We start from the raw sequence: 21,475 nt of genomic DNA on the forward strand, positions 1-21,475 counted from the left end.
GCCTTGTCATGGCGTCGGCTGGGGTGCACGTGAAGTGAGTTTCGGACGGTGGCCGCCGTTCGACTCATCGCCAGGTGAAGAGAGGGTGAGGGGACGACCAATGGGTCGGCTGCTGCCACCCAATCTCGAGCTTGCCCGCGAGCTGCTGTCCGCGCGCGGGTCGCTGTCGCCTGACGAGCTCGCCGCCGCGCTCCGCGACAGCGGTGTCGTATTGAGCGCGGCGCGACTGGCCAAGCTGCCGGACCGGTACCCGGACGCCTTCGCCCTCGACGAGCGCGGACACCTGGTGCTTCCCGACTCCCACCGGGACGCCGAGAACGATCACGCGGACGAGTCAGCCGGTGCCGAGGACTCCGAGGGACCTGCCTGGCTGAGGGTCGAGCGACCGCCGGCGATCTCCATCGAGGACCTGGTCTTCATCGCCACCCGCCAGCCCGCGGCTGACGTCGCCGCGCTGCGACTGCGCGACGGGCGTGCGGTGCTGATCCCCGGCGGCCCCGCCCAGGCCGCCAAGGTTCGGGAGTTCGCGGACGGGGCTGACGGCGTCGTCTGTTACGGGGCGGTACCCGACGGGTCCACCGTGCTGGCGGACCTGCCCGGCGCGCTGATCGACCTGCGGCTGCTCGCGCTGCTCGACAAGCCCGACCGGCCGTGCCGGCGGCTGTCGGAGCTGTGCGCCGCCCTTGGCGTCGAGCTGCGCGACGGTCTCGTCGAGGCGGCGCGGGCCACCGCCGAGTGCCTTCGGATCCTGGTCGAAAAGTCCGACCTGTCGGACGTCTCGTGGCGGCTGGCCGCGGCCTGTCTCGTCGCCGGCGGCTCGGACCTGGTCCGGGTGCTGCCGGCCGTGCCGTTGCCGCGGGAGGCGACGGACGGCATCGAGTGCGCCGTGGACCCGCTGCTCGCCCTGCCCGAGACGGCCACGCACGCGCCGGGCACGGCGTACGAGGCGGTACGCGACGCGTTCGCCAGGCTGGGGGACTTCGGGTACGCGCCGCGCCGCTCGCAGCGGGAGATGGCCGACACGGTCGCCGGTGTTCTCGACTCCGGTGGCCTGCTCGCGGTCGAGGCACCCACCGGCACCGGGAAGTCCCTCGCCTACCTCGTGCCCGCGTCCGGCCGGGCGGCGCGCCCCCGCCGACCTGTGGTCGTCGCGACCGCGACCAAGGTGCTGCAGCAGCAGCTCCGGCGCGACGTCGCCAGGCTGCAGCAACAGCAGCTGTTCCGGGTACCGTTCCGGCAGCTGTTCGGCGTCGCCAACTACATCTGCCCGCGGGAGCTGGCCAACGGCCTGCACTCGTCGCAGCCCGACGCCGGGCCGGAGCACTGGCTGGCCCTCGCGGTGGCCGTCCGCGCGCTGGCCACCGGGGCCACCGGGGTGTGGGACGAGGTGGCCGACGCCGACGTGGCCCGCGACCGGCCGGGCTATGCGGCCACCCGGTCGATCCTGCGCACCGACTCCGACTCCTGCGAGCGCGCCGAGTGCGAATGGGCCGCGAAGTGCCCGCTGTTCACCCGTCTCGCCGGGATGGCCGAGCGTCCCGGGGTCGTCGCCGTCAACCATGCGCTGGTCGCGGCCTGGGCCAAGCTGGCACGGGAGGGCGTGCCGAGCCCTGGTGACGTCCTGGCGGCCGGGGTCACCGACCTGATCTTCGACGAGGCGCACGAACTCGAGGACTCACTGACCAGCGCCTGGACCGAGTCGGTGGGCCGCGTCGAGATGGTCGCGCTCGCCGCCCGCCTCGATGGGCGGACCGGGCTCGACCGGCAGTTGCGCAGGCTGGCCAAGCGCGGCGTCGACCTGCGCGGCGAGCACAGGCTTCCCCTCCTCGGCCGGCACCTGCTCGCGGGTACGAAGAAGCTCACCGACACGGTCGACGAGTACCTGCACGAGTACGGCGGGAGCGCCCGCTCGGCGGTCCTGCGTGCCGGGATCGTCCGGGGCCGACCGGAGTACCGGCAGGTCTGGGACGCCACGATCGATCTCGACCGGACCCTTCAGCAGGCGCTCCTGGCGCTGACCGCCGTCGCCGAGGCGGGCCGCGACGTGTTGGCGACGGCGCCACACCGGGTCCGCCGCCTACTGCGCAGCGTCGTCGTACGCGCCACCGGCGCCTCGCGGGTGGTTGAGAAGACCCGCGAGATACTCGGCCATCTCAGGAACCTAGGCGACGAGCACCTGTGGGTGTACCGGCTGTCGGAGGACCCGGAGAGCCGGGAGAAGCGGGAGAGTCGGAAAGACCCCGAAAATCCGGAGGGGCCGGTCGACTGGGCCTTCGAGTGCATTCCGATCGACGTCAGCACCGCGTTCGCCAACGGTATCGTCGCTCCCGCCCGCAGCGTCAGCCTGACCAGCGCCACGCTCACCACCGGCGGGACGTTCGACTTCCTCCAGTCCCGACTGGGTGTACGGGTCGAGGCCGGCAGCAGCGAACCCGGGGTCTTCCAGGGCAAGCTCCTGGAGAGCCCGTTCCACCACGACCGGCAGTCCGCCGTCGTCCTCACCAGCCACCTCCCGGTACCGGTGCCGAGCCAGGAACAGGAGTTCGTCGAGGAGTTCGCCCGCGACCAGGTCGGGTTCCTGTCGCTGACCGGCGGGAAGGCGCTCACGCTCTTCGCCGCCCGCAAACGCATGGAGGCTGTCGCCGACCTCGTCCGCCAACGGGCCGCCGACCTGGAGCAGCGTGGCGTGCAGGTGCTACTGCAGGGCGAGGCGGGCCGCACGGAGATCTCCGAGCGGTTCCGGACCGAGCCGGGGACCGTGGTCTACGGGCTGCGCTCGTACTGGCAGGGCTTCGACGCTCCCGGGGAGACGCTGAGCTACCTGGTCATCGAGAAGCCGCCCTACCCGCATCCGGACGACCCGGTGGTCGCCGCGCGGGTACGCGCCATCGCCGACCGTGGGGGAGACCCGTTCCTCGAGTATGTGGTACCCAAGACGGCGATTCTGTTCACCCAGGGCTTCGGCCGGCTCATCCGAACCGAGAACGACCGCGGCGTCGCCCTGGTCTGCGACCGGCGGATGCAGTCGCCCAGCACCGCCAACCGGCTGCTGCTGTCGACCCTGCCCGGCCCGGAGGTGCACTACGCGCTCGACCGGGACGACGCCTGGCGGTACGCGCTGCGCTTCGTCACCGGCGAGGATCCCGACCTGTCGGACGCCCTGGCGCTGGCCGGTAGCGAGGTCGACGCGATTCTCGACCGGTTGCGCCTGGTCGACGGTGAGGATCCCGAAGCCAAACTGCGCGAGGCGGCCCGCCTGCTGTTCGGCATAGAGCACCTGCGCGACGCCCAGCTCGAACTCATGATCGCCCACCTGCGCGGCGAGGACACCCTGGGTCTGCTGCCCACCGGCAGCGGGAAGTCGCTGTGCTTCCAACTGCCGGCACTGATTCGGCCCGACGACCGGGCGACGGTCGTGGTCAGCCCGCTCGTCGCGCTTATCAAGGACCAGCTCGACGACCTGCGCGGTCGCCACGGCATCTCCCGCGTCCAGGGCATCACCGCGAATACGTCCACCGCCCTGCGTACAGAGATCCTGCGGGACGTGGCGGCGGGAAAGGTGCGTTTGCTGTACGTGTCCCCGGAGCGGCTCGTCCGCGACCCGGTCCTGCGCCGTGCCCTGGAACGGCAGGAGCTGGCGGCGCTGGTGGTCGACGAGGCGCACTGCATCAGCGACTGGGGCCACGACTTCCGGCCGGAGTTCCGGCAGGTGGCTGCGGCGGTCGCGGATCTGGGACGGGCGCCGCGGATGGCTTTGACCGCCACCGCCACCCGGCCGGTGGCTGACGACATCAGCAGGACCCTCGAACTCGACGCGCCGGTCCGGGTCGTCCAGCCGTCCGACCGCCCCAACCTCCGGTTCCGCGTCGTCCAGGTGTCCGGCGAACGGGAGCGCGCCCGGGAGCTCCTGCGCATCGCCACCGCGATGGGGGAGACGCCCGGGATCGTGTACGCGTCCCGACGCGCGGTCACCGAAGAGGTCGCGGCGCTGCTGCGGCGGGCGGGTCTCAAGTCCCGGCACTACCACGCCGGCATGGTCCCCGAGCAGCGCGAAGCCGTGCAGGACGACTTCTTCGCCGGTACCACCCAGGTCGTCGTGGCGACCAAGGCGTTCGGGATGGGCGTGAACAAGCCCGACATCGGCTGGGTGGTGCACTACGACCTGCCGGAGTCGCTCGACGCGTACGTCCAGGAGGCCGGGCGGGCGGCGCGCGCCGCGGATTTGCAGGGGGAGTGCGTCCTGCTCTACAGCGGCGCCGACGTGCGGCGCCGCCGGTCGCACCTGACCGACGACGCCGGAGGCAAGCGGCTGGCCCACGTCACCGCGCTGCTCGGCCAGCTCGCCGGCCAGCACAGCCGCGGCGCCGACGTCGTCTTCGACCCGGAAGAACTGGCCGACGCCATCGGGGTCGACGTTGACGAGTTGAACGTGCTCCTCGCCTGGCTGGAACGTACCGGCGCGCTGGAGCAGCAGCCCGACTGCTCGGCCCGGGGGACTGTCCACGTCGGACTGCGTGAACCGGAGGACGCCGAGGAGCGGCGCCGGTTCCGCGAGCTGTCGGTACTGCTGAAGTTCCGGCCGCAGGTCGGCAGCCGCATCGACTTCGAGCGGCTGCGCGAGGAGCATGGGCTCGACCCCGACGCGCTCGAACGCGACCTGGTCGCCTGGTCGCTCGACCGGCTGGTCACCTTCTCCTCGTCGCAGCGGTACCGCCGGGTCCGGCTGCTGTCGCAACGGGTCGATGAGGTGGCGCTGCACCGCGAGGTGAGCCGGTGGACCGCCTGGCAACGCCGGCAACTCGATGCAATGGTCTCTTACGCCCGCGACGGTGGCTGCCGGCGCGCGGCGATCGTCAGCTACTTCGGGTTCCCGCCGCGGGACTGCGAGCCGGACGACGAGGCGTGCGACGGCTGCGGCGGCCGCTCGCCCTGGCTCGACCTGCCGGCGTCGGCGGTACCCGACCCGGAGCTGCTGGTCAACGTCGACCTGGTCGTCCTCCAGGCGGTGGCGTGGGCCGGAACCCTGACCAAGGGACGGTACGGGGAGTTCGGCCTGAAGCAGGCGGTCCTCGGCGCCGAGACCATGCCCGGCGGCCGTCCCCTGGGCGCCGGCCTGCAGCGCTGCCCCCAGTTCGGTGCGCTGCGCTACGTGCGCGCCAACGACCGGCGCTGGGACGAGGCGGTCCGTGGCCTCATCAAGGCCGGCCGGATCACCCGCGAGGACGTCCAGCGGCAGACCGGCCAGTACACGACCCTCACCCTCACCCCCGCCGGCAGGCAGATACTCGGAGGTCGACATGGCTGAGCGGACCAGCGTCGAGCGCACCATCACCGAGGAGATGCTCGACAGCGGTGAGATCCAGCTCGGGCCGGTCGAACAGCAGAGACTCGGCATTCCCGACCGCTCGACCGCGCTCACCCTGGTCGCGGACGGGGACGAGCTGTCCGTTTCCTGGGCGGGCGGCCGCCGCCGGTTGACCGGGGAGCCGCTGCTGGAGTACCTCCAGGACACCGGCCGGATCGGCGGCCTCGTCCGGCTGGAACGGCGCGACGGCGGGCAGATCGAACTGGTGGTACTGGCCAACCGCGGCAGCACCCTGTCGACGGGATTCCACTGGGCCGCCCCGCCGGCCGTCGCGCCACAGCGGGCGGCCGCGCCGGCCAGGCGCACCCGGCGCACCAATCGGAGCGAGCGGTACCGCCTGCGGCAGCGCGACGAGTACGGCTGGGAAGGCGGCATCGGTTTCCTCAAGGAGGCCCGGGCGCACCTGCTCGACGCGCTCAGGACCGGCGGCTGGGACCCGGCCGAGGCGGTGGAGGCACGCCTGGAAGGCGAGCGGCTGGCCACCCTCGACCAGTTCGACGAGCTGCTCGCCATCGACGTGGCGAACATCGAGCACATGCCGCACCAGGAGGCCGCCGCCCGTACCGTGCTGACCCGGATGAACGGGCGCGGCATCCTCGCCGACGAGGTCGGTCTGGGCAAGACCGTCGAGGGTGGCCTGGTCCTCAAGGAACTGCTGCTGCGGGGGCTCGCCGAGCGGGTACTCATCATCTGCCCAGCGCCGCTGCGCGACCAGTGGCGTGACGAACTGCGCGACAAGTTCGGCGAGGACTTCCTGGTCATCATGTCGGGCCAGAGCCCGGACTTCACGCGGGACCGGCTGATCATGACGCACCAGCTGGCCCGTACCAACGCGGACCAGTTCAAAAAGCCGTTCGACCTGGTGATCATCGATGAGGCGCACCGGCTGTCCGGAGCGGGCGCCCACGTCACCCGGGAAAAGCTCGGCAAACTGGTGGCCGAGGCGTCCCGGGCGCTGTTCCTCACCGCCACGCCGGTGCAGAACAACCTGCTCGAGCTGTACCGCCTCGTCGAGCTGCTGCGTCCCGGCACGTTCCGGTCCGAGCGGGACTTCACCCGGCGCTTCATGGACGCGTCCGACCCGCGCCGCCCAGTCAACGCGCCCGAGTTGCGCAAGCTGGTCAGCAGCGTCGTCGTGCGTACCACCCGGCAGCAGGCGGGCCTGGACAAGGTACGGCGGATGCCGCCGCTGGACCTCGCCATCGAGCTGAGCGCCCCTGAGCGGCAGCTGTACGACCTGCTCGTCGACGCGCTCCGGCACAAGATGACGCAGCCGGGCGACGCGATGCGCCGCCGCCAGCTCGCGCTGCGGTTGACCGCGTCCCCGCGCGCCGTCCTCAAGAGCGCGCTGCGGATCGCCGGCAAGCACCCGGATCCGGCGGTCCGGCAGGTCATGACCGAGATCGGGCACCTCGCCGGCGACATCCACCACACCGCCCGCGAGCAGGCCGCGCTGCAGGTACTGCACCAGTGGCTGGACGAGCACGGGCGGGTGCTGCTGTTCACCCAGCACACCGACACCCTCGACGGGCTGCTCCGGCTGCTGGCCGCCGAGGGCATCCCGGCCGTGCCGTTCCACGGCGGGATGGCGCATGCCGCCAAGGGCAAATCGGTGGCCGACTTCCGGGCCGGAGCGGCGAAGGTACTGGTCTCCACCGACGCCGGCGCGGAGGGCGTGAACCTGCAGGTCGCCAACTGCGTGCTCAACTACGACCTGCCTTGGAATCCGATGCGGATCGAGCAGCGCATCGGACGTGTGCACCGGCTCACCCAGACCCGCGACGTCTACATCGCCAACCTGTTCGCCCGCGACACCGTCGACGAGTCCGTCTACCGCCTGCTGCACGACAAGCTCGCCATGTTCGAGCTGCTCTTCGGGCAGGTGGTCACGGTGCTGGGGGAGCTGGAGGGCAAGCAGGACGCCAGCATGGAGAACCGGGTGCTGGAGGCGCTGTACGCCAAGAGCGACGCCACCATGCAGCGCCGTCTCGACGAGCTCGGCAGCCAGCTCGAACAGGCGCGCAGCCGGGCCATGCACATGATGCGGGCCGACAACGGCCTCAACGACTGGATCGCCCAGCGCAACCAGGAGCGCAGGGAACGGGCCGCGCAGGGCGAAGCCCGCGAGCTGCTGCCGGACCCCGCCAAACGGGCCCGCCGCCGGCAGCAGGACGTGGAGCGGTTCGTCCGCCGGTTTCTGAAGCTCGCTGGCGGTGAGGAGACCTACGCCGCAGACGGCTTCGTCACCGTCAAACTCCCAGCGGACCTCGCCACCGCGCTGGACGACCGCGAAGAGCTGCACCTGGCGTTCACGAACGCGGCGCTCGAACACCACCCCGAGGCGGAGCTGTGCGTGGTTGGCTCGGAGGTCTTTGACGAGCTGCTACGGGTACTGCGGGAGCGCGGCGACCTCACCGGCTCGGTACGTACCCTGCCGGCGGTCCACGCCGACCCGGTCACGCCGCACGCGCCCACGGTGCGGCTGGCGGACCGGCGGGTCGGGCCGACCGGCGACTGGTCGGCCCGGGTCACGTACCGGGTACAGGACAGCTCGTCGAGCGGTACCCAGGAGCTCGTCACGGTCCAGGTCGGCCCACCGGTCACCAGCGGTCACGAGCGCGAGCCGCTCGTCGACGGCGCAGGCCTGCCGGCCGAGCTGACCGCTGCGGACGTGCTGCGCGAGGTCGATCGCCGAGCACTGGTCGACCTCGGCGTCAAGCTCGACCAGGCGCGAAGCGCCGAGCAGCAGCGCGAGGACGAGGCCCGGGAGCGGATGGTCGAGAACCTCCGCGCCCAGGCCGCGGAGATCGACGCGGCGCTGCCGTTCAGCTGGGGCAACGGCACCCAGGAGCTGACCGAACGCCGCAACCAGCTGCGGCGGGCGATCGAGCAGGCGCGCAGGCCGGTCGCGATCGGCGGGAACATCGAGATTCGAGCCGAGCTCCTCGCCGTTGAGTTCCACGGTTCGGACGAGCTGCGGGTGGTCGAGCGCTGGGAGCACGTCAACGGCGCGGTCCGGGAGATCCGGTACCCGTGGACCGGAGACCTTGCCGACCACTTTTTCACGTGCGAGGCCTCCGGCGTCACCGTCGGCACCTTCGCGCTGTGCGCTGACGCCCACGTCGTCGATGCGTCGGCGCTCGACCGGTGCGAGATCTGTGACCTGGACCGGTGTGCCGCGTGTGGGCCGGCCAGGGGCGTGGCCGCCTGCCCCGGCTGCCAGCGGCGCGCGTGTGGCGGGTGCCGGCCGCACGGCATCCTGTGCACGCAGTGCCTGAAGCCGGAGCGGGCACCCGACCTCGACAGCGCCTGGGAGCGCGGCTGGCGGCTGGGCAGCGGTGCGCAGCTCCTCGTCGGAGCCTGCCACGCCGTCCTGGTCCGGGAGGACGGCGCCAAGGTCGACATCGTGCCCGACGACGACCTGACCGATCCGGTACGCGCCCGGCTCCGCGGCCTCGCCGGCCGGCTGAACCTGCCGGCCGGTACCGGCCTGGTAGCCTCCGCCGCCCGCCCGCCCGTTGCCGACCTGGTCGCCGGTTCGGCCTGGGCGGACGCGGAGGAGTCTGTCTGGTGGACCTGGACCCCCGACGCCGACGGCACCGTCAGCGCCGAGGTGGCGGACCTGCTGCCCGAGCTGTCCGGCCCGGACGCGGTGGGGGAGAGCAGCCTGGGCCTGGCTTCCCTGCTGGCGATGCTGCGCCGTAGCGGTGAGGTACCGGCACCGCCGGCCGTGGCGGCGATACCGTTCACCGTGGTCCGCCGGGTGGACTGGCAGGAGGGTCAGTTCGTCTACCGGGAGCTGTGGCACGACGGCGACCGGGAGCCGGTGGAGGCGGCACGGGACAGTCAGGCGCTCACGGTGAGCGCCCACGACGTGCTGCCGTTCTGCCAGCCGGTGGCGGCGACCAGAATCGGCCCGGTCACGGTGGAGATCGACCGGCTCCACCGTTCCTACGTGGTACTCCTCACGGACGGCTCGCACACCTCGACGAGGTTCGTCCCCGGAGGGGCGGGTGCCGCCCTCCACGTCGAGGAGCAGTTGGCCAGAATGCTCGCCGACGCCGAGCTGCCCGCGGACCGGGTCGTGGTCCGTCACCCGGGGACGGGTACGAGCGGCCCCCGGTACGTCAAGGCGGCTGCGGGAACCACGGTCAGTCGTACGGTGGCGACCGCGTGGGCGCTGCTCACGACCGACGCCGGTGACCCGATGACCGATCCGGTCAGTGACGCTGCCCCGAGCGGAGAGTTCACCGGCGCCGAGCTGTGGACCAACGACAGCCTGGCCGGTGCCCTCTGCGAGCTCGCCGGACCGGTGGTCCCCGTGTCGGTGGCCCCCTGTGTCACGGTCGACGAACGGTGGCGGTCCGACCATGGCGAAGCGACCCGGGCATACCTGGTGGCTCCGGCCGCACCGGTTGATGCCGCTCTGCTCGCCGGCCGCTCTCTCGTGCACCCCGAGGAGTCGGTCCTCGGCCGGCTCAACGACGGCGGCCCGGTCGAGAGCCTGGTCGGCATGGACGGTCACGGGCACCTGTACGCGCCGGAGCGGGCGGTCGAGTGCCCGGTATGCGCCGAGACCTACTGTCCCGCCTGCGGTGAGGAAGGCATGATCGCGGGCTGTCGCACCTGCGAGCGGCCGGCCTGCGGCCGGTGCCGGTCCTGCTTCGGGGGCGAACCGCAGCGGACTGCCGAGGACTGCGAGCGGTGCGGCGACACCTCCTGCCACGACTGCGGCCGGTACCTGTCGACCGTGGCGTGTGAGCTGTGCGCCCGCAGCGTCTGCGCCGCCTGCGTCGATGGCAGGCTGTGCCGTACCTGCTGGGCTCTCGCCCCGGCCACCGCTGGCGACCCCGCCGCCCTTCCTGCGGAACTGCTCGCTGACGGGCTCACGGTGGCCATCGGGCACGACGACGGCGGCTCCGTCGCACTGCTCGTCGGCGCGCACCGCACCGAACTCGCCGTGTTCTCCGCGTCGGGGCTGCACCGCTGGGAGACCGTACGCGAAGAGCCCGCGGAGGTCGTCGAGGTACGGCTCGCGGCCGCGCGGCTGGCCGGCTCAGGCGACGTCGACCTGCGCACGCTGACGGTGCCGCCGGTGCGAACCGACCCGGACGTGCTCGTCCTGGAACGGCACACCGACGAGAAGCTGTTGTGGGCGGTGGAGTCCGACGGAGAGCGGCGTGCGGGAAGCGCCACTTCGCCGGCCGGCGTACGGGATCCGCAGAAGCCGTCGACCGACCTCGTCGCGCAGTTGGCCCGCACCCTGACCGGCGACAGTCCGCTCGATCGTGTTCCCGTCCCCGCTTCCGGTTCCCGGGTCATGAACATCCAGCGACGCGCCCGGGAGTTGTCCATCGCTGAAGGAACCGCCGCGGTCACCGCGTGCCTGGAACCGGTGGAGAAGTCGTTCGTCATCGACGAACGCGGTCTTGTCCGGCGTACCGTCACGGGCTCGGACCTGAGCGAAGAGGTCGCGAGCTGGGAGACGGCCGACATCGCACCGGAATGGGCCGTCGCCGGCTGGTTCCCCGCGCCCGAGCTTGTCGCCATGGCCGAACTCGACGAGTACACCGCGGTCATCGCCGCTGTCGGTGAGTACGGGCTGCTGGGGGTGCGGAAGGCCGACGAGTCACCCCGGTGGTCGATGCTCGCCGACGACGGACGGTTGGATCTGGTCCGAGCCGCCCTGGGGCAGGTGCTCCTAGGCCGGCCGGCACTTCTCTCGATGGGTCGGAGCACCCGACCCGGTCACGTGCGTGGACCGAGGATCATTGGAGCGGAGCTGCGGAACAGGCGTACCGCGCCGCAGCTCGTCGAGGGTACCGATTCGCGGGCTGCGGAAACGGTGACCGCGATGCACCAAGCGCTCGCCGACCATTCCCCAGGCGACGAGCCGCGGGCGCCGTACGGCCAGGGGAGCCTGCCCGCTCCGCTGGCTGCCCGCCTGCGCGAGCGGGTCGCGGCCCGTCCGCTGGAGCGGCTGACGCGCGACCTCGGACTGCACGTCGAAGAGCAGTGGTGGCTGCCCGTGGATGAGATCGTCACGGTCACCTACCGGCTGCTCCCCGGGCAGGTCGACGGCTATCTGACGGACGCGGTGACCGGAAAGCCGCTGCGGGTCGCTCGGCTCTGCCGGTCCCGTCACGTGGTCGAGCGGCCGGACCGATGCGCGTCGTGCGATGAGCCGACGTGTGCGGTGTGCCCCGACCGGGTACAGCGATGCAGCCTGTGTGTCCGTACCGTCTGCGGGCGCTGCATCGCCGCGGCGGACGGCCGTTGCATCGCCTGTGTCGACTTCCGCAAGCTCGGCATGCTCGAGCGCAGGCGCGTCGGAAAGCCACTGTCCGCGTCCGTGTGGCAGGCGAAAGACACCCACACCACGATCACGGTCATCCGGGCGCGAGAGCAGTGGACGCTGGAGCGGTCGGGCCAACACGGCACTGTCGCGTTCCCGCTGAATGGCCCACGGCTCAGTCTGTTCCAGAGCTCGGTGGCCGGGACCGGTCGCTAGCGGGTGGGCCGGGGCCGAATCCTCAGCGGCGGGGAGGGCTCTCGCGGGTACCCCGGCTGCGGAACGGTCACTCCCTGCTGAGGCCGGCTTCGTACGCGAGAATCGCCGCCTGTACCCGGTTCTGCAATCCCAGCCGTGTGCGGCGCAGGAAGCGAACGACAGGACCGACCCCTGACCTTCGTCCTGGGCGCGCGAGCTTCCTGTCGAGGGTTCTCGGACCTGGACGCTGCTCGATAGAGTGGCGCCGCGACACGCTCAGCGACCGGTACGTGACCACTGGCAGGCTCCACGCGGCTACGGGGGAGGGGCGCGGTGATACGGGGAGATTTGCGCGGCGTACGGAGTCACGGCGCGGGATCGGGTGCCCATGTCGTCCGGTGACGGCATCGGCGTCACGCCGTCGGATCTGATCGCGCACGCCGGGCACGTGGAGGCGATCGGCGACCGGGTCGCCACCGCCAGGCAGGCCGGCGCCGCGGTGCGGCCGAGCATGACCGCGTACGGCAAGCTGTGCACGATCGTGCCGACGCTGCTCGCCGGCCTGCAGGACATGGTGGTCGACGGCATTGACGCCGCCGCGCATTCGCTGCACGACTCCGGCCAGCGGTTGCGCACCGCGGCCGATGGTTACCAGTCGGCCGATGACCACGCCCAGGCCCGCCACCAGCGGGTACGGGGCCCGCAGTGACGGTCAACCCGCTCGTCGCCGGCCGGCTGGACAGCCCGCCCGACGCCTGGTCGGGGGTGTGGATCGCCGAAGACATCGAGCTGATCGCCCAGGGCGTCAAGAACGGCAGCTGGATCGACACCAGTCTCGGCGTGGTCGGTGCCGGCCTGGACGCGCTCGCGATCGTGTCCGACCCCATCGGTGCGCTGCTGCAGTACGGCGTCGCCTGGATCATCGAACACGTCAAGCCGCTCAGCGAAGCGCTGGACTGGCTGGCCGGCGACCCCGGCCAGATCGCCGGGCACGCCCAGACCTGGCGCAACGTCGCCGCCTCGCTGCGTGATGACGCCGCCGACCTCGACCGGGCGGTGCGCTGGGACGTCACCGACTGGACGGGGACCGCCGGTAACGCCTACCGCACCTGGGCTGCCCAGCAGTCCCAGGCGATCGGTGGGCTGGCCAAGGCCGCCGACACCATGGCAGTACTTGCCGAAGGTGCCGGTGCGCTGATCGCTGCCGTCCGGATCCTGGTTCGCGACGCGATCGCCACCTGCGTGTCGCGGCTGGTCGTGTACGCCGCCGAGGTGGTCGGCTCGCTCGGCGTCGCCACCCCGCTGGTCGTCGAACAGGTCACCACCCTCGTCGCCTCCTGGGCGGCGAAGATCGCCCGCTGGCTCAAGGGGCTGCTGTCCAGCCTGCGGGAACTGGGATCACTTACCCGCCGCCTGGGCGAACTCATCGAAGAGCTGAAGAAGATCATCAACCGGCTTCGTGGCGGTGGCAGGTCAGCGGAGTCGCTCGCCGGCGAGGCGGACAGGCGCTTGTACTTTCACCATTCAGAGGCTGATCCGCTGGCGCGGTGGGGATCGGCCCGTGAGACCCATCTGCAGGAGTGGGACAACGCCATCCGGGAGGCAGAGGACGCGGGAGTGGAAGTGATCTTCCGTCAGGGCGGCCTCGCCTACGGCCCGAGCCCTTCCCCCGGTCACCCCGGCGTGCTGATACTCGACCCGGACGCGTCCTATGGCGCGTTGCTACATGAGATGCAACACATGCGCGACGACCGAGCCGCTGGGTGGGCGGGCATGCGAGGCTGGTTCGAGGATCCGCACGTACGGTACGCCAACGAGGTGCGAGCGTACGAGCAGGAGATCCGGTACGCCGAGTCGATTGGAGACCATGAATCAGCTGCGAAGCTCACGGACCTGATACGCGAGGAGTACCGCAAGATTTTCGGAGAGACGCCATGACCATTCCCGTACCACCGCAACGTTCTGAACCGCCGGTCCGGGAGATGAGCAACACCGAGTTGGCGGAACTTGTCCGTGCAGGTGGCCCGTACCGCGGCAAGGCCGTCTTCGAGCTCGCCGACAGGGCCGCGACCGACGACAGGGCGGCAACCGTCCTCGGCGAGCTGACGATGCTGCCTGTGCTCCGCAACGACCGCCTTCACCTCGTGTCCTTGGCCTGGGCAGCGATTATCGCCCTGCTCGCGGCGAAGACGCCACACGCCCGGCAAGTGGCGTATCGGTCGTTCGCTGCGTTGGCCGAATCCGAGCAGCGGGATCTGCTCGACTACCTCCGTTGCGACCGAATTGAGGACGCGCACCCCCAGGTGTAAGACGCGCGGGCGGACTGTTATCCGCCTGCTGAGCAGGAGCGCCGGACAGCGGGCACAAGGCGGGTGCCATCCGACCTTCAGGAACTGGTCGGCCTGACCTACAACCTCAGGAACTAAGCTAAGAGCAAGACCTTCTCAGGTACGGGCGGACGAGACTCGGATCTGGCGCAGCCCACTCGTCGGTCAGAGCCCACTGGTTGAAGTGTTCGACCATCCGGCGGCTGTGCTCCGCCTCGTCGCACGGCCAGGTCCGCCTACAGAACCGGCAGCAACCTGTGCCGTCGAGTTCGTGCAGCGCGAGGACCCGTTCGTGGCACGCGACCTGGGCGGCGGCGTACTGGTCGAGCGTCTGATGGCCGCCCAGGGCTGGCAGGGAGCGTTCCCGCGCCGGGGCTGGCGCGGCGGCTCCACCCGCCAGGATCCCGGGCCACGCCGGCGCCGGACCTGGTCAACCGGGACTTCACCGCGGATGCTGGCAACCTGACGGAAGGAGCATGGTGAACTACTCGATCGGCATCTGGGCATACGCGCAGGTACCGCGCGGTGTGATTTACCGCTGGGAAGCCGGCGGCGGCGATTGCGGCACCGGCTTCGTTCTCCTGGAGACGGCTGCTCGGGCTGTTCGACCGTGTGCCGAAGACGGCGCGCTTCTCGGTGACCTCGTCCTGGATGTGGACAGTGGGAGCTTGACTGGCGATGCGGCCGGGGTCAGTCGGGCAGCCTTTACCAAAATCGCGGCCGCCATCCTCAAGTCGATTCTCAAGAGTGGGCAAGCGCCGCAGACCGCGCACACGTACTTCGGTTAGCCCGACACGGCGGCTCTCGATGAACGACGTCTCAGCTTCGCGTTTAACGTCGGTTCGCTTTTTGGTAGGGCTTGGCGCCGGTCATCGACAGCGGCCAAGTTGAGATCTTTGCGGTCCAGTGGCCTACTTTCGAGGTAGTCGAGGGTCCACTGTCTCCGCAGGTGATCGACGACCCAGGCGCGTGGAGCGAAGGAAAGTCTGGGCCGCTCATGGCGCTACTGCCGACGGGCAACGGGTGATAGTCCATCAGTGGCAGTCGTGATGTCGGGAACGATCGCCATCTCGCGTGAGGTCCGTTGGTCGGCCGCCGGATGGCTGTTCGACTGGGTAATCGAGTTTTTGGCGGACACTGTGACTCACCCTGAGGTTGCCGCCGATCTGCGTGAAATAGTCCCCGAGAACCTTGGTTGGCTGGGCTTCGACGACTATGGGCCACAGGTCGGCGCAGAGGTGTCCTTAACCGCAGCGACGCGGCCACCTCCAGATTCCCCGAGCCCCTGACCGAAGACGACTTCTACGCCGAGGGTGTGCTGTTAGCCAGGCGACTCGCCGTTGAACTGACCCGCCGTTACGTCGTCGAGTATTCGACGGCCGCGACGGTCGAACCCACCAGATAAGCTGAGACGCTTGCTCGATAATGGCCACCTGCGACCGCATGACCTCGTCGAACTTGCCGTGGACCTTCCCGCTGAAAGTCTGACTGCCGGGTTCGGTGGGCACCGTGGTGCACGCTTTCCACGAGCCAGATCTCGCCTGCAAGGTCGAGTTCGCCGATGATGAGGGCCGGACGATCGCGATGGTGCCGCTGACGCCAGGTCAGGGTCGCCCACGTCCGCAGGCGCTGATGGAGCCGTAGGGGGTCGGTTGATGACAGGGGTGACCGAGCAGCAGCGGGTATGGGACGCCTGGCTGGACGCCTTCTCGCTCGTCCACGAGGCTGCTCCCGCTGATATCGATGTCGCCTGTCCGAGCTGCGGTAAGGGCAAGGTAAGGATCACCTATACCGGTGATCCGGAGCGCAGAGTCGGCTACGCCATTGCGTGGTGCGACCTCTGCCTGCGTGGTATCCATCTCTGCCGTGTCGCGATTCATCCGGATGTGGAGATGCTGACATTCGGATCGAGTGATGCCGAGCGCCGTGCGGTTGTTCCCAACGTCGAGCTGATCGCGCCTGATCCATGGCTGGGTGACGAGGCCATTGTCGTCACCGAAGAAGTGACCGAATGATTTTGGGTAATGCGTGCCGGCACTGAGGGGTCCATCGATCACCCGATCCGCCGTCCGGCTCACCGGGTTTCGACCGGCTCCACCAGCGCAAACGGCGTACTCAGCACCCCGGCCTTCGTCTGCACCTGGTACCGGCTCCGGCCGCGCTTCGCGATCGTGCCGACCAGGCCGCCGTACTTGCCCCCGCCCGTGACCCGTACCCGATCACCGACCCGCAGCGGCACAACAGCGGGAACCACCACCCGGCCCTGAATCCGGGCCAGCTCCGCTACGTACCGGGGGTCCATCGGCGCCGGCTGCCCTCGGTACGTCCATTCGAACAGCGCCGAGGTGTCGAACGCCGGTGAGCACTGGCGGCACGACCGGACCCGTACCGGCCGGCGGTGCACGGTGCTGCGGTGCCCCGCCGGGCACATCCCGACCCAGGCCCCCTCGACCTTCGGCGATTCCTCCGGGACGCACCGCGTACCCGAGCAGCCGATCCGCAGCGCGGTCGCCCGCCATATCTTGTCGTGCCCGTGCCGGGTGCCGACCAGGGCGTGTGCGATCTCGTGCAGCACGGTGTCGGTCACCTCGGCCTGCGAGTACAGGCGGGTCAGTACGCGGGACAGGCCGATCTCCTTGCGGTCCGACCGGCACACCCCGGCGCGGGTCTTCGCGTTGTCGAACACCAGCCGCCAGCCGGTAAGGCCGTGCTGGGTCATCAGCCCGAGCGCGAGTACCCGTGCTTCCTCGAGATCCACCCCGCACCGCCCCTCAACCGTCCCAAGCAGGGAGAGAAGCTACCGCAGACAACCGACAAAAGGGCCGGACGCCACGCGGCGGCGCGGTCAGGGCACCGGGGCGGCGCGGCGAAAAGGCGCCAACGAACCGGAGGCGCCGTTCGAGACGTAGAGATGTACTAAAGGCAGGGCGGCGGCACCCGCACGGCAACTCGACAGGTCAGCGGGCCGCAACCGTCCCGGCGTAGCGTTTGCTTGACCGGGGGTCGACGAAGATGGATACAGCAATGGATGCGGCGTTACAAACGGTACCGGCAGACGATGCCACCACCCCCGCGATCTACGAGCTCACCAACCTGTCGACCCTGACACCGCACGCCGAAGCAAGGCTGGCGGCTGCGCTACAGGCGATGGAGACGGTCGCCATCACGGATTTCCGCAACGTCGTCGAACCGGCCCGGGCCGCGGAGCGGCTGGCGGCCGAACTGGGCCGCGACGACCTGCAGATGCGGGCCAGGCTGGTCCGCGCCGACGTGCTGCGCCGCCAGGGCGAGGCGATCGAGTCGGGCCGGATCGCCCAGCAGGTGAACGCCTGGGCCACCGAGCGTCGCGACGCCTACCTGCTGGCGCGCAGCCATCTGCACCTGGCGGTCTTCTTCCGCCACGTCGGCGACCTGGCCGACGCGCTGACCCACGCCGTTTCGGCCGTGGCGAACACCAGCGACGAGCTGCCGGCCCGCATCCGCGCCAGGCACCTGTCGGTACTGTCGATGGTGCTCTACGAGAACGGCTCGCCGGACGAGGCCCGCCGCCGGGCCCAGCAGGCGCTGGAGATCGCCGCCCCCGCCGGCGACGACGAGATGTCGCTGCAGATCCTCAACAACCTGGCGTACATGGCGTACAAGCTCGGCGAACCCGACCATGCGCGGCAGCTCATCGAGGACATCCGGGCCATCAGCGTCCGCAACGGCGCTCGGCTGGACTCCAGCGTCCTCGACACGGTGGCCCGGATCGAGATGATGCAGGGTCGCTACGCCGAGGCCGAGGCCGCCCTGCGCCCTGTCCTGGACGGTACGGCCGAACACCTGCTCACCGACGGAGACCTGATCGCCGAGTGTCTGCTGACCGTGGCCGAGGCGCAGCGGCTGCGCGGCGCCGTCGACGCCGCCCAGGCCACGCTCGACCGGACCGCCAGGGTGTGCGAGGAGCGGACGCTGGCATCGGCCCGGGCCCGGGTACGCGAGGAGCAGGCCCAGTTGTATGCCATGACCGGCCGCTTTCGGGAGGCGTACGAGGAGCACCGGCGCTTCTACGCCGATATGCAGGCGCTTCAGTCGGCCCAGCGCGAGGCTCGGGCCCGGGCCCTGCAGGCGGTCTTCGAGACCGAGGAGGCGCGCCGGGAGAGTCTCCGGTTCCGCGAGCTGGCCCAGCGGGACGCGCTCACCGGCCTGCACAACCGCCGGTACGTGGACGAGCGGCTCGCCCTGCTGCTGCAGGAGGCGGCTGAGCGCCGTACCCCGTTGTCGGCGGCCCTGATCGACCTCGACCACTTCAAGCGGGTCAACGACACACTGTCGCACGCGACCGGCGACGTCGTGCTTCAGCAGATCGCCGGGCTGCTCACGGAGGCCGCGACCGGGGCGGCCGTCGCCGCCCGGCTCGGCGGCGAGGAGTTCCTGCTCATCCTGCCCGACACCGGCGCCGACGAAGCGGTGCGCCGCTGCGAGCAGCTACGCCGGACGATCGCCGGCCACCCGTGGCGGCCCGTCACGGGTGGGATCCCGGTGACCGCCAGCCTCGGCGTCACCACCATTGTGGACGGTCGCAGTACGCCGTCCGCGCTGCTGGCGCAGGCCGACCGCAATCTGTACGCGGCCAAGCGCACCGGCCGGAACCGGGTCGTCGCCGACCCGGCCTGACCGCGGGCCGGTGTCCACTGGGGACTACTGGAAAGCCTGCTTCGCCCACCGGCTGGGGCTCAAGGTCATGACCTTGTACGGGCAGTTGCGGTCGGTCAGCAGCGTGTACGCCTCCTGCGCGCGCTTGGCCGCGTCCTGGGCCTGCCCGGCGGGGGTGAGGCCCTTGCCCTTGTTGCGCAGCAGCGCGCTGTAGAAGGCCGAGCAGAAGACCGTGCTCTCGTACCAGCCGACCTGCGCGGAGGTGCCGATGTAGGTCACGTCGCCGTGGAGGCAGTCGCGTACCGCCTTCTGCCAGGCTCCGGTACCGGTCTTGCAGCCGTCGGCCAGGATCGCGCCGGTCGAGATGCCCCGGCCACGGTCGGCGGCGGCCTCGCCGAGCTGTTCGAGCGAGACGTGGGTCTTCTCGTCGCTGCTGCTGAACGTCGGGGAGGCGGCAACGTAGTCACCATGGGCCATGACGTGCAGTACGTCACAGGAGGCGGTGAAGGCGGTCAGTACGGTGTCCGGGTCGCGGGACCGCACGAAGTCGATGTCGACGACCGGTTCCCCGTAGTGGATGTTGATGTTGACCAGCGTCGACTGGATGAAGGACATGGCGGCGTCGAAGTTGGCGTCCAGCCCGATGTCGAGCAGGCTGATCCGTCGTCTTCGCAACTGTCTCTCCGTGGTGCCACGCGCGCCGCTGGCGGCCCGCTGTACCGGCCGCCGGTCCTTTCCGATCGCGCGCCGGAAGTTTACGACGGGCCTGTGACAACGCCGGCCGCCGCCTCCGGTCCCGGTCGCGACCGTGACGCAGGACACATCCGTCCGTGGCTGCGCGCACCCGCGCCGCAACCGGCCCGCACGCTGGCCCGCAACCCGCTCGGCATAACCTGATCATTCGCACGGCGTGACGGACTCGGATACGAGGAGCCATGGATACGGTGTCGGGAACGGTGGCGGAGGCTGGCGGCCTACCGGTACCGGGTGTCGACGACTCGGCTGCTCCGATCGGTTTCGCGGACGCCCTCGCGGCACTGTCCGCGTCGAACCCGGAGGCCGGCGCCCGGCTGGCCGCGGTACTCGACGCGATGGAGATGGTTCCGGCCGCCGATTTCCGTACCGTCGTCCTGCCGGCCGACCGGGCCGAGCGGCTCGCCGTCGAGCTGGGCCGCCCCGACCTGCAGATGCGGGCGCGGCTGATCCGGGCCGACGTCCTCCTGCGGGAGGGCGACACCGCCGAGTCCGGCCGCATGGCCCAGCAGGTGAACGCCTGGGCCGACGAGCACGGCAACGCCTACCTGCTGGCCCGAAGCCATCACCTGCTCTCGGTCTTCTTCCACCACGTCGGCGACGTGGCGGACGCGCTGGCGCACGGCGTGCAGTGCGTGGCGAAGATTGGGGACGAGGTGCCTGCCCGGATCCGGGCAAGGCACCTGTCGACCCTGGCGATAGCGCTGCACCAGAACGACTCCTCGGACGAGGCCCGCCGGCGCTTCCAGGAGGCGCTCGACCTCGCCACCGCCGCCGGCGACCTCGAGTTGGCGCTCCAGGTCCTCAACAACATGGCGTACACGGCGTACCAGACCGACAACGGTGAGGACGCCGAGACGCTCATCGACGAGATGCGGGCGTTCGAGACGCGGTACGGCGTCCCGCTCCGCGCCCACTACCTGGACACGATCGCCCGCATCGAGATGATGCGGGGCCGGTACGCCGCCGCCGAGGAGACCCTGCGCCCCGTCCTGGACGGATCGGCGGCGCACCTCCTGACGGAGGGGAACGCGCTGGCCGAGTGCCTGCGTACGGTCGCGGAGGCCAAGCGCCTGCGCGGCGACCTCACCGGCGCCCAGGCCACCCTGGACCGCGCGGCACAGGTGTGCGAGGAGCGCGGCCTGGCGTCGTACCGGGCCCGGGTACGTGAGGAGCAGGCGCAACTGTTCGCGGTGTCGGGCCGTTACCGGGAGGCGTACGAGGAGCACCGGCGCTTCCACGCCGAGACGCAGGCGCTGCAGTCGGCCCAGCGCGAGGCCCGCGCCCGGGCGCTGCAGGCCTTCTACGAGGCCGAGGAGGCCCGCCGGGAGAGCGTACGGTTCCGCGAGATGGCCCAGCGGGACGCGCTCACCGGCCTGCACAACCGTCGCTTCGTCGACGAGCGACTGGCCACGCTGATCGAGCGGGCGGCCGAGTACGGAACCCCGCTGTCGGCGGCCCTGATCGACCTCGACCACTTCAAGCGCATCAACGACACCCTGTCGCACGCCACCGGCGATGTCGTGCTCCAGCAGGTCGCCGGGCTGATCGCCGAGGCCGCGACCGGCGCGGGCGTCGCCGCCCGGCTGGGCGGCGAGGAGTTCGTGCTCATCCTGCCCGACACCGGTGCCGACGAGGCGGCGCGCCGCTGCGAGCAGCTACGCCAGGCCATCAGCGGCCACGACTGGTGGCCGGTCACCGGCGGGATACCGGTGGCCACCAGCATCGGCGTCACCACCGTCACGGGCGGTCGCAGCACACCGTCGGCGCTGCTGGCTCACGCCGACCGCAACCTCTACGCGGCCAAGCGCGCCGGGCGCAACCGGGTCGTGGCCGACGCGGTGTGACCGTGCCGCGAGCCGGCGTCAGTTCACCGGCTCGCCGTCTTCGGTGTCCGTCCAGCCC

General features: G+C 70.8%; 14 protein-coding genes. 12 read left to right on the forward strand and 2 right to left on the reverse strand.

All coding sequences use genetic code 11. From position 1 onward, the window contains the following. The first annotated feature begins 85 nt into the window (after window positions 1–85). From Pme01_RS26395 to Pme01_RS26435, 10 genes are all read left to right on the forward strand, one after another. Window positions 86–5,305, forward strand: coding sequence for a RecQ family ATP-dependent DNA helicase (locus Pme01_RS26395; RefSeq protein ID WP_203935883.1), 5,220 nt, complete (start codon window positions 86–88; stop codon window positions 5,303–5,305). Then, window positions 5,298–11,876 (forward strand): helicase-related protein, encoded by a 6,579-nt coding sequence (locus Pme01_RS26400; RefSeq protein ID WP_168117654.1) that lies wholly within the window; start codon window positions 5,298–5,300, stop codon window positions 11,874–11,876. The genes Pme01_RS26395 and Pme01_RS26400 overlap by 8 nt, the downstream gene beginning before the upstream one ends. A gap of 367 nt (window positions 11,877–12,243) precedes the next feature. Continuing rightward, window positions 12,244–12,564 carry a type VII secretion target gene (locus Pme01_RS26405; protein WP_168117653.1) on the forward strand — a complete coding sequence of 107 codons (321 nt, stop codon included), beginning with the start codon at window positions 12,244–12,246 and terminating at the stop codon, window positions 12,562–12,564. Continuing rightward, entirely contained in the window at window positions 12,561–13,793 is a 1,233-nt protein-coding gene (locus Pme01_RS26410) for a WXG100 family type VII secretion target (RefSeq protein ID WP_203935884.1), read from the forward strand. Before Pme01_RS26405 ends, Pme01_RS26410 begins: the two co-directional genes overlap by 4 nt. Further along, window positions 13,790–14,164 carry a hypothetical protein gene (locus tag Pme01_RS26415; protein ID WP_239088478.1) on the forward strand — a complete coding sequence of 125 codons (375 nt, stop codon included), beginning with the start codon at window positions 13,790–13,792 and terminating at the stop codon, window positions 14,162–14,164. Before Pme01_RS26410 ends, Pme01_RS26415 begins: the two co-directional genes overlap by 4 nt. Window positions 14,165–14,474: 310 nt before the next feature. Then, window positions 14,475–14,648, forward strand: a complete 174-nt coding sequence (locus Pme01_RS26420) for a hypothetical protein (protein ID WP_168117652.1) — start codon at window positions 14,475–14,477, stop codon at window positions 14,646–14,648. 13 nt (window positions 14,649–14,661) lie between these two features. Then, entirely contained in the window at window positions 14,662–14,970 is a 309-nt protein-coding gene (locus tag Pme01_RS26425; RefSeq protein ID WP_203935885.1) for a hypothetical protein, read from the forward strand. Between the two features lie 407 nt (window positions 14,971–15,377). After that, on the forward strand, window positions 15,378–15,587 hold the full coding sequence (locus tag Pme01_RS31985; protein ID WP_505869470.1) for an immunity protein CdiI family protein: 210 nt from the start codon (window positions 15,378–15,380) through the stop codon (window positions 15,585–15,587). Window positions 15,588–15,682: 95 nt separating this feature from the next. Beyond that, the gene (locus tag Pme01_RS31870) at window positions 15,683–15,826 is read left to right on the forward strand and encodes a DUF4926 domain-containing protein (protein WP_203935886.1); all 144 of its coding nucleotides are present in this window, start codon (window positions 15,683–15,685) and stop codon (window positions 15,824–15,826) included. A gap of 20 nt (window positions 15,827–15,846) precedes the next feature. Beyond that, window positions 15,847–16,197 (forward strand): hypothetical protein, encoded by a 351-nt coding sequence (locus tag Pme01_RS26435; RefSeq protein WP_168117650.1) that lies wholly within the window; start codon window positions 15,847–15,849, stop codon window positions 16,195–16,197. Window positions 16,198–16,256: 59 nt separating this feature from the next. Here Pme01_RS26435 and Pme01_RS26440 read toward each other — a convergent pair whose 3' ends face one another. Next, window positions 16,257–16,940 carry a SprT-like domain-containing protein gene (locus Pme01_RS26440; protein WP_168117649.1) on the reverse strand — a complete coding sequence of 228 codons (684 nt, stop codon included), beginning with the start codon at window positions 16,938–16,940 and terminating at the stop codon, window positions 16,257–16,259. Window positions 16,941–17,206: 266 nt separating this feature from the next. On the opposite strand from Pme01_RS26440, the gene Pme01_RS26445 reads away from it, so the two are divergent. After that, window positions 17,207–18,838: a tetratricopeptide repeat-containing diguanylate cyclase gene (locus Pme01_RS26445; RefSeq protein ID WP_168117648.1), complete on the forward strand. Its 1,632-nt coding sequence runs from the start codon at window positions 17,207–17,209 to the stop codon at window positions 18,836–18,838. Between the two features lie 24 nt (window positions 18,839–18,862). Here Pme01_RS26445 and Pme01_RS26450 read toward each other — a convergent pair whose 3' ends face one another. Continuing rightward, window positions 18,863–19,492 carry a hypothetical protein gene (locus Pme01_RS26450; protein ID WP_239088479.1) on the reverse strand — a complete coding sequence of 210 codons (630 nt, stop codon included), beginning with the start codon at window positions 19,490–19,492 and terminating at the stop codon, window positions 18,863–18,865. Between the two features lie 260 nt (window positions 19,493–19,752). Here Pme01_RS26450 and Pme01_RS26455 point away from each other — a divergent pair, with 260 nt between their 5' ends. Beyond that, window positions 19,753–21,417 carry a GGDEF domain-containing protein gene (locus Pme01_RS26455; RefSeq protein ID WP_168117647.1) on the forward strand — a complete coding sequence of 555 codons (1,665 nt, stop codon included), beginning with the start codon at window positions 19,753–19,755 and terminating at the stop codon, window positions 21,415–21,417. The last annotated feature ends 58 nt before the right edge of the window (window positions 21,418–21,475 follow it).

This window comes from Planosporangium mesophilum, from assembly GCF_016863255.1.
GTDB lineage: Bacteria > Actinomycetota > Actinomycetes > Mycobacteriales > Micromonosporaceae > Planosporangium > Planosporangium mesophilum.

What these genes read in the sequence shown, in the direction of transcription:
- Pme01_RS26400 (WP_168117654.1), top strand. Translation starts at nt 5,298, where the DNA reads ATGGCTGAGCGGACCAGCGTCGAGCGCACCATCACCGAGGAGATGCTC.
- Pme01_RS26405 (WP_168117653.1), top strand. Translation starts at nt 12,244, where the DNA reads ATGTCGTCCGGTGACGGCATCGGCGTCACGCCGTCGGATCTGATCGCG.
- Pme01_RS26415 (WP_239088478.1), top strand. Translation starts at nt 13,790, where the DNA reads ATGACCATTCCCGTACCACCGCAACGTTCTGAACCGCCGGTCCGGGAG.
- Pme01_RS26445 (WP_168117648.1), top strand. Translation starts at nt 17,207, where the DNA reads ATGGATGCGGCGTTACAAACGGTACCGGCAGACGATGCCACCACCCCC.
- Pme01_RS26455 (WP_168117647.1), top strand. Translation starts at nt 19,753, where the DNA reads ATGGATACGGTGTCGGGAACGGTGGCGGAGGCTGGCGGCCTACCGGTA.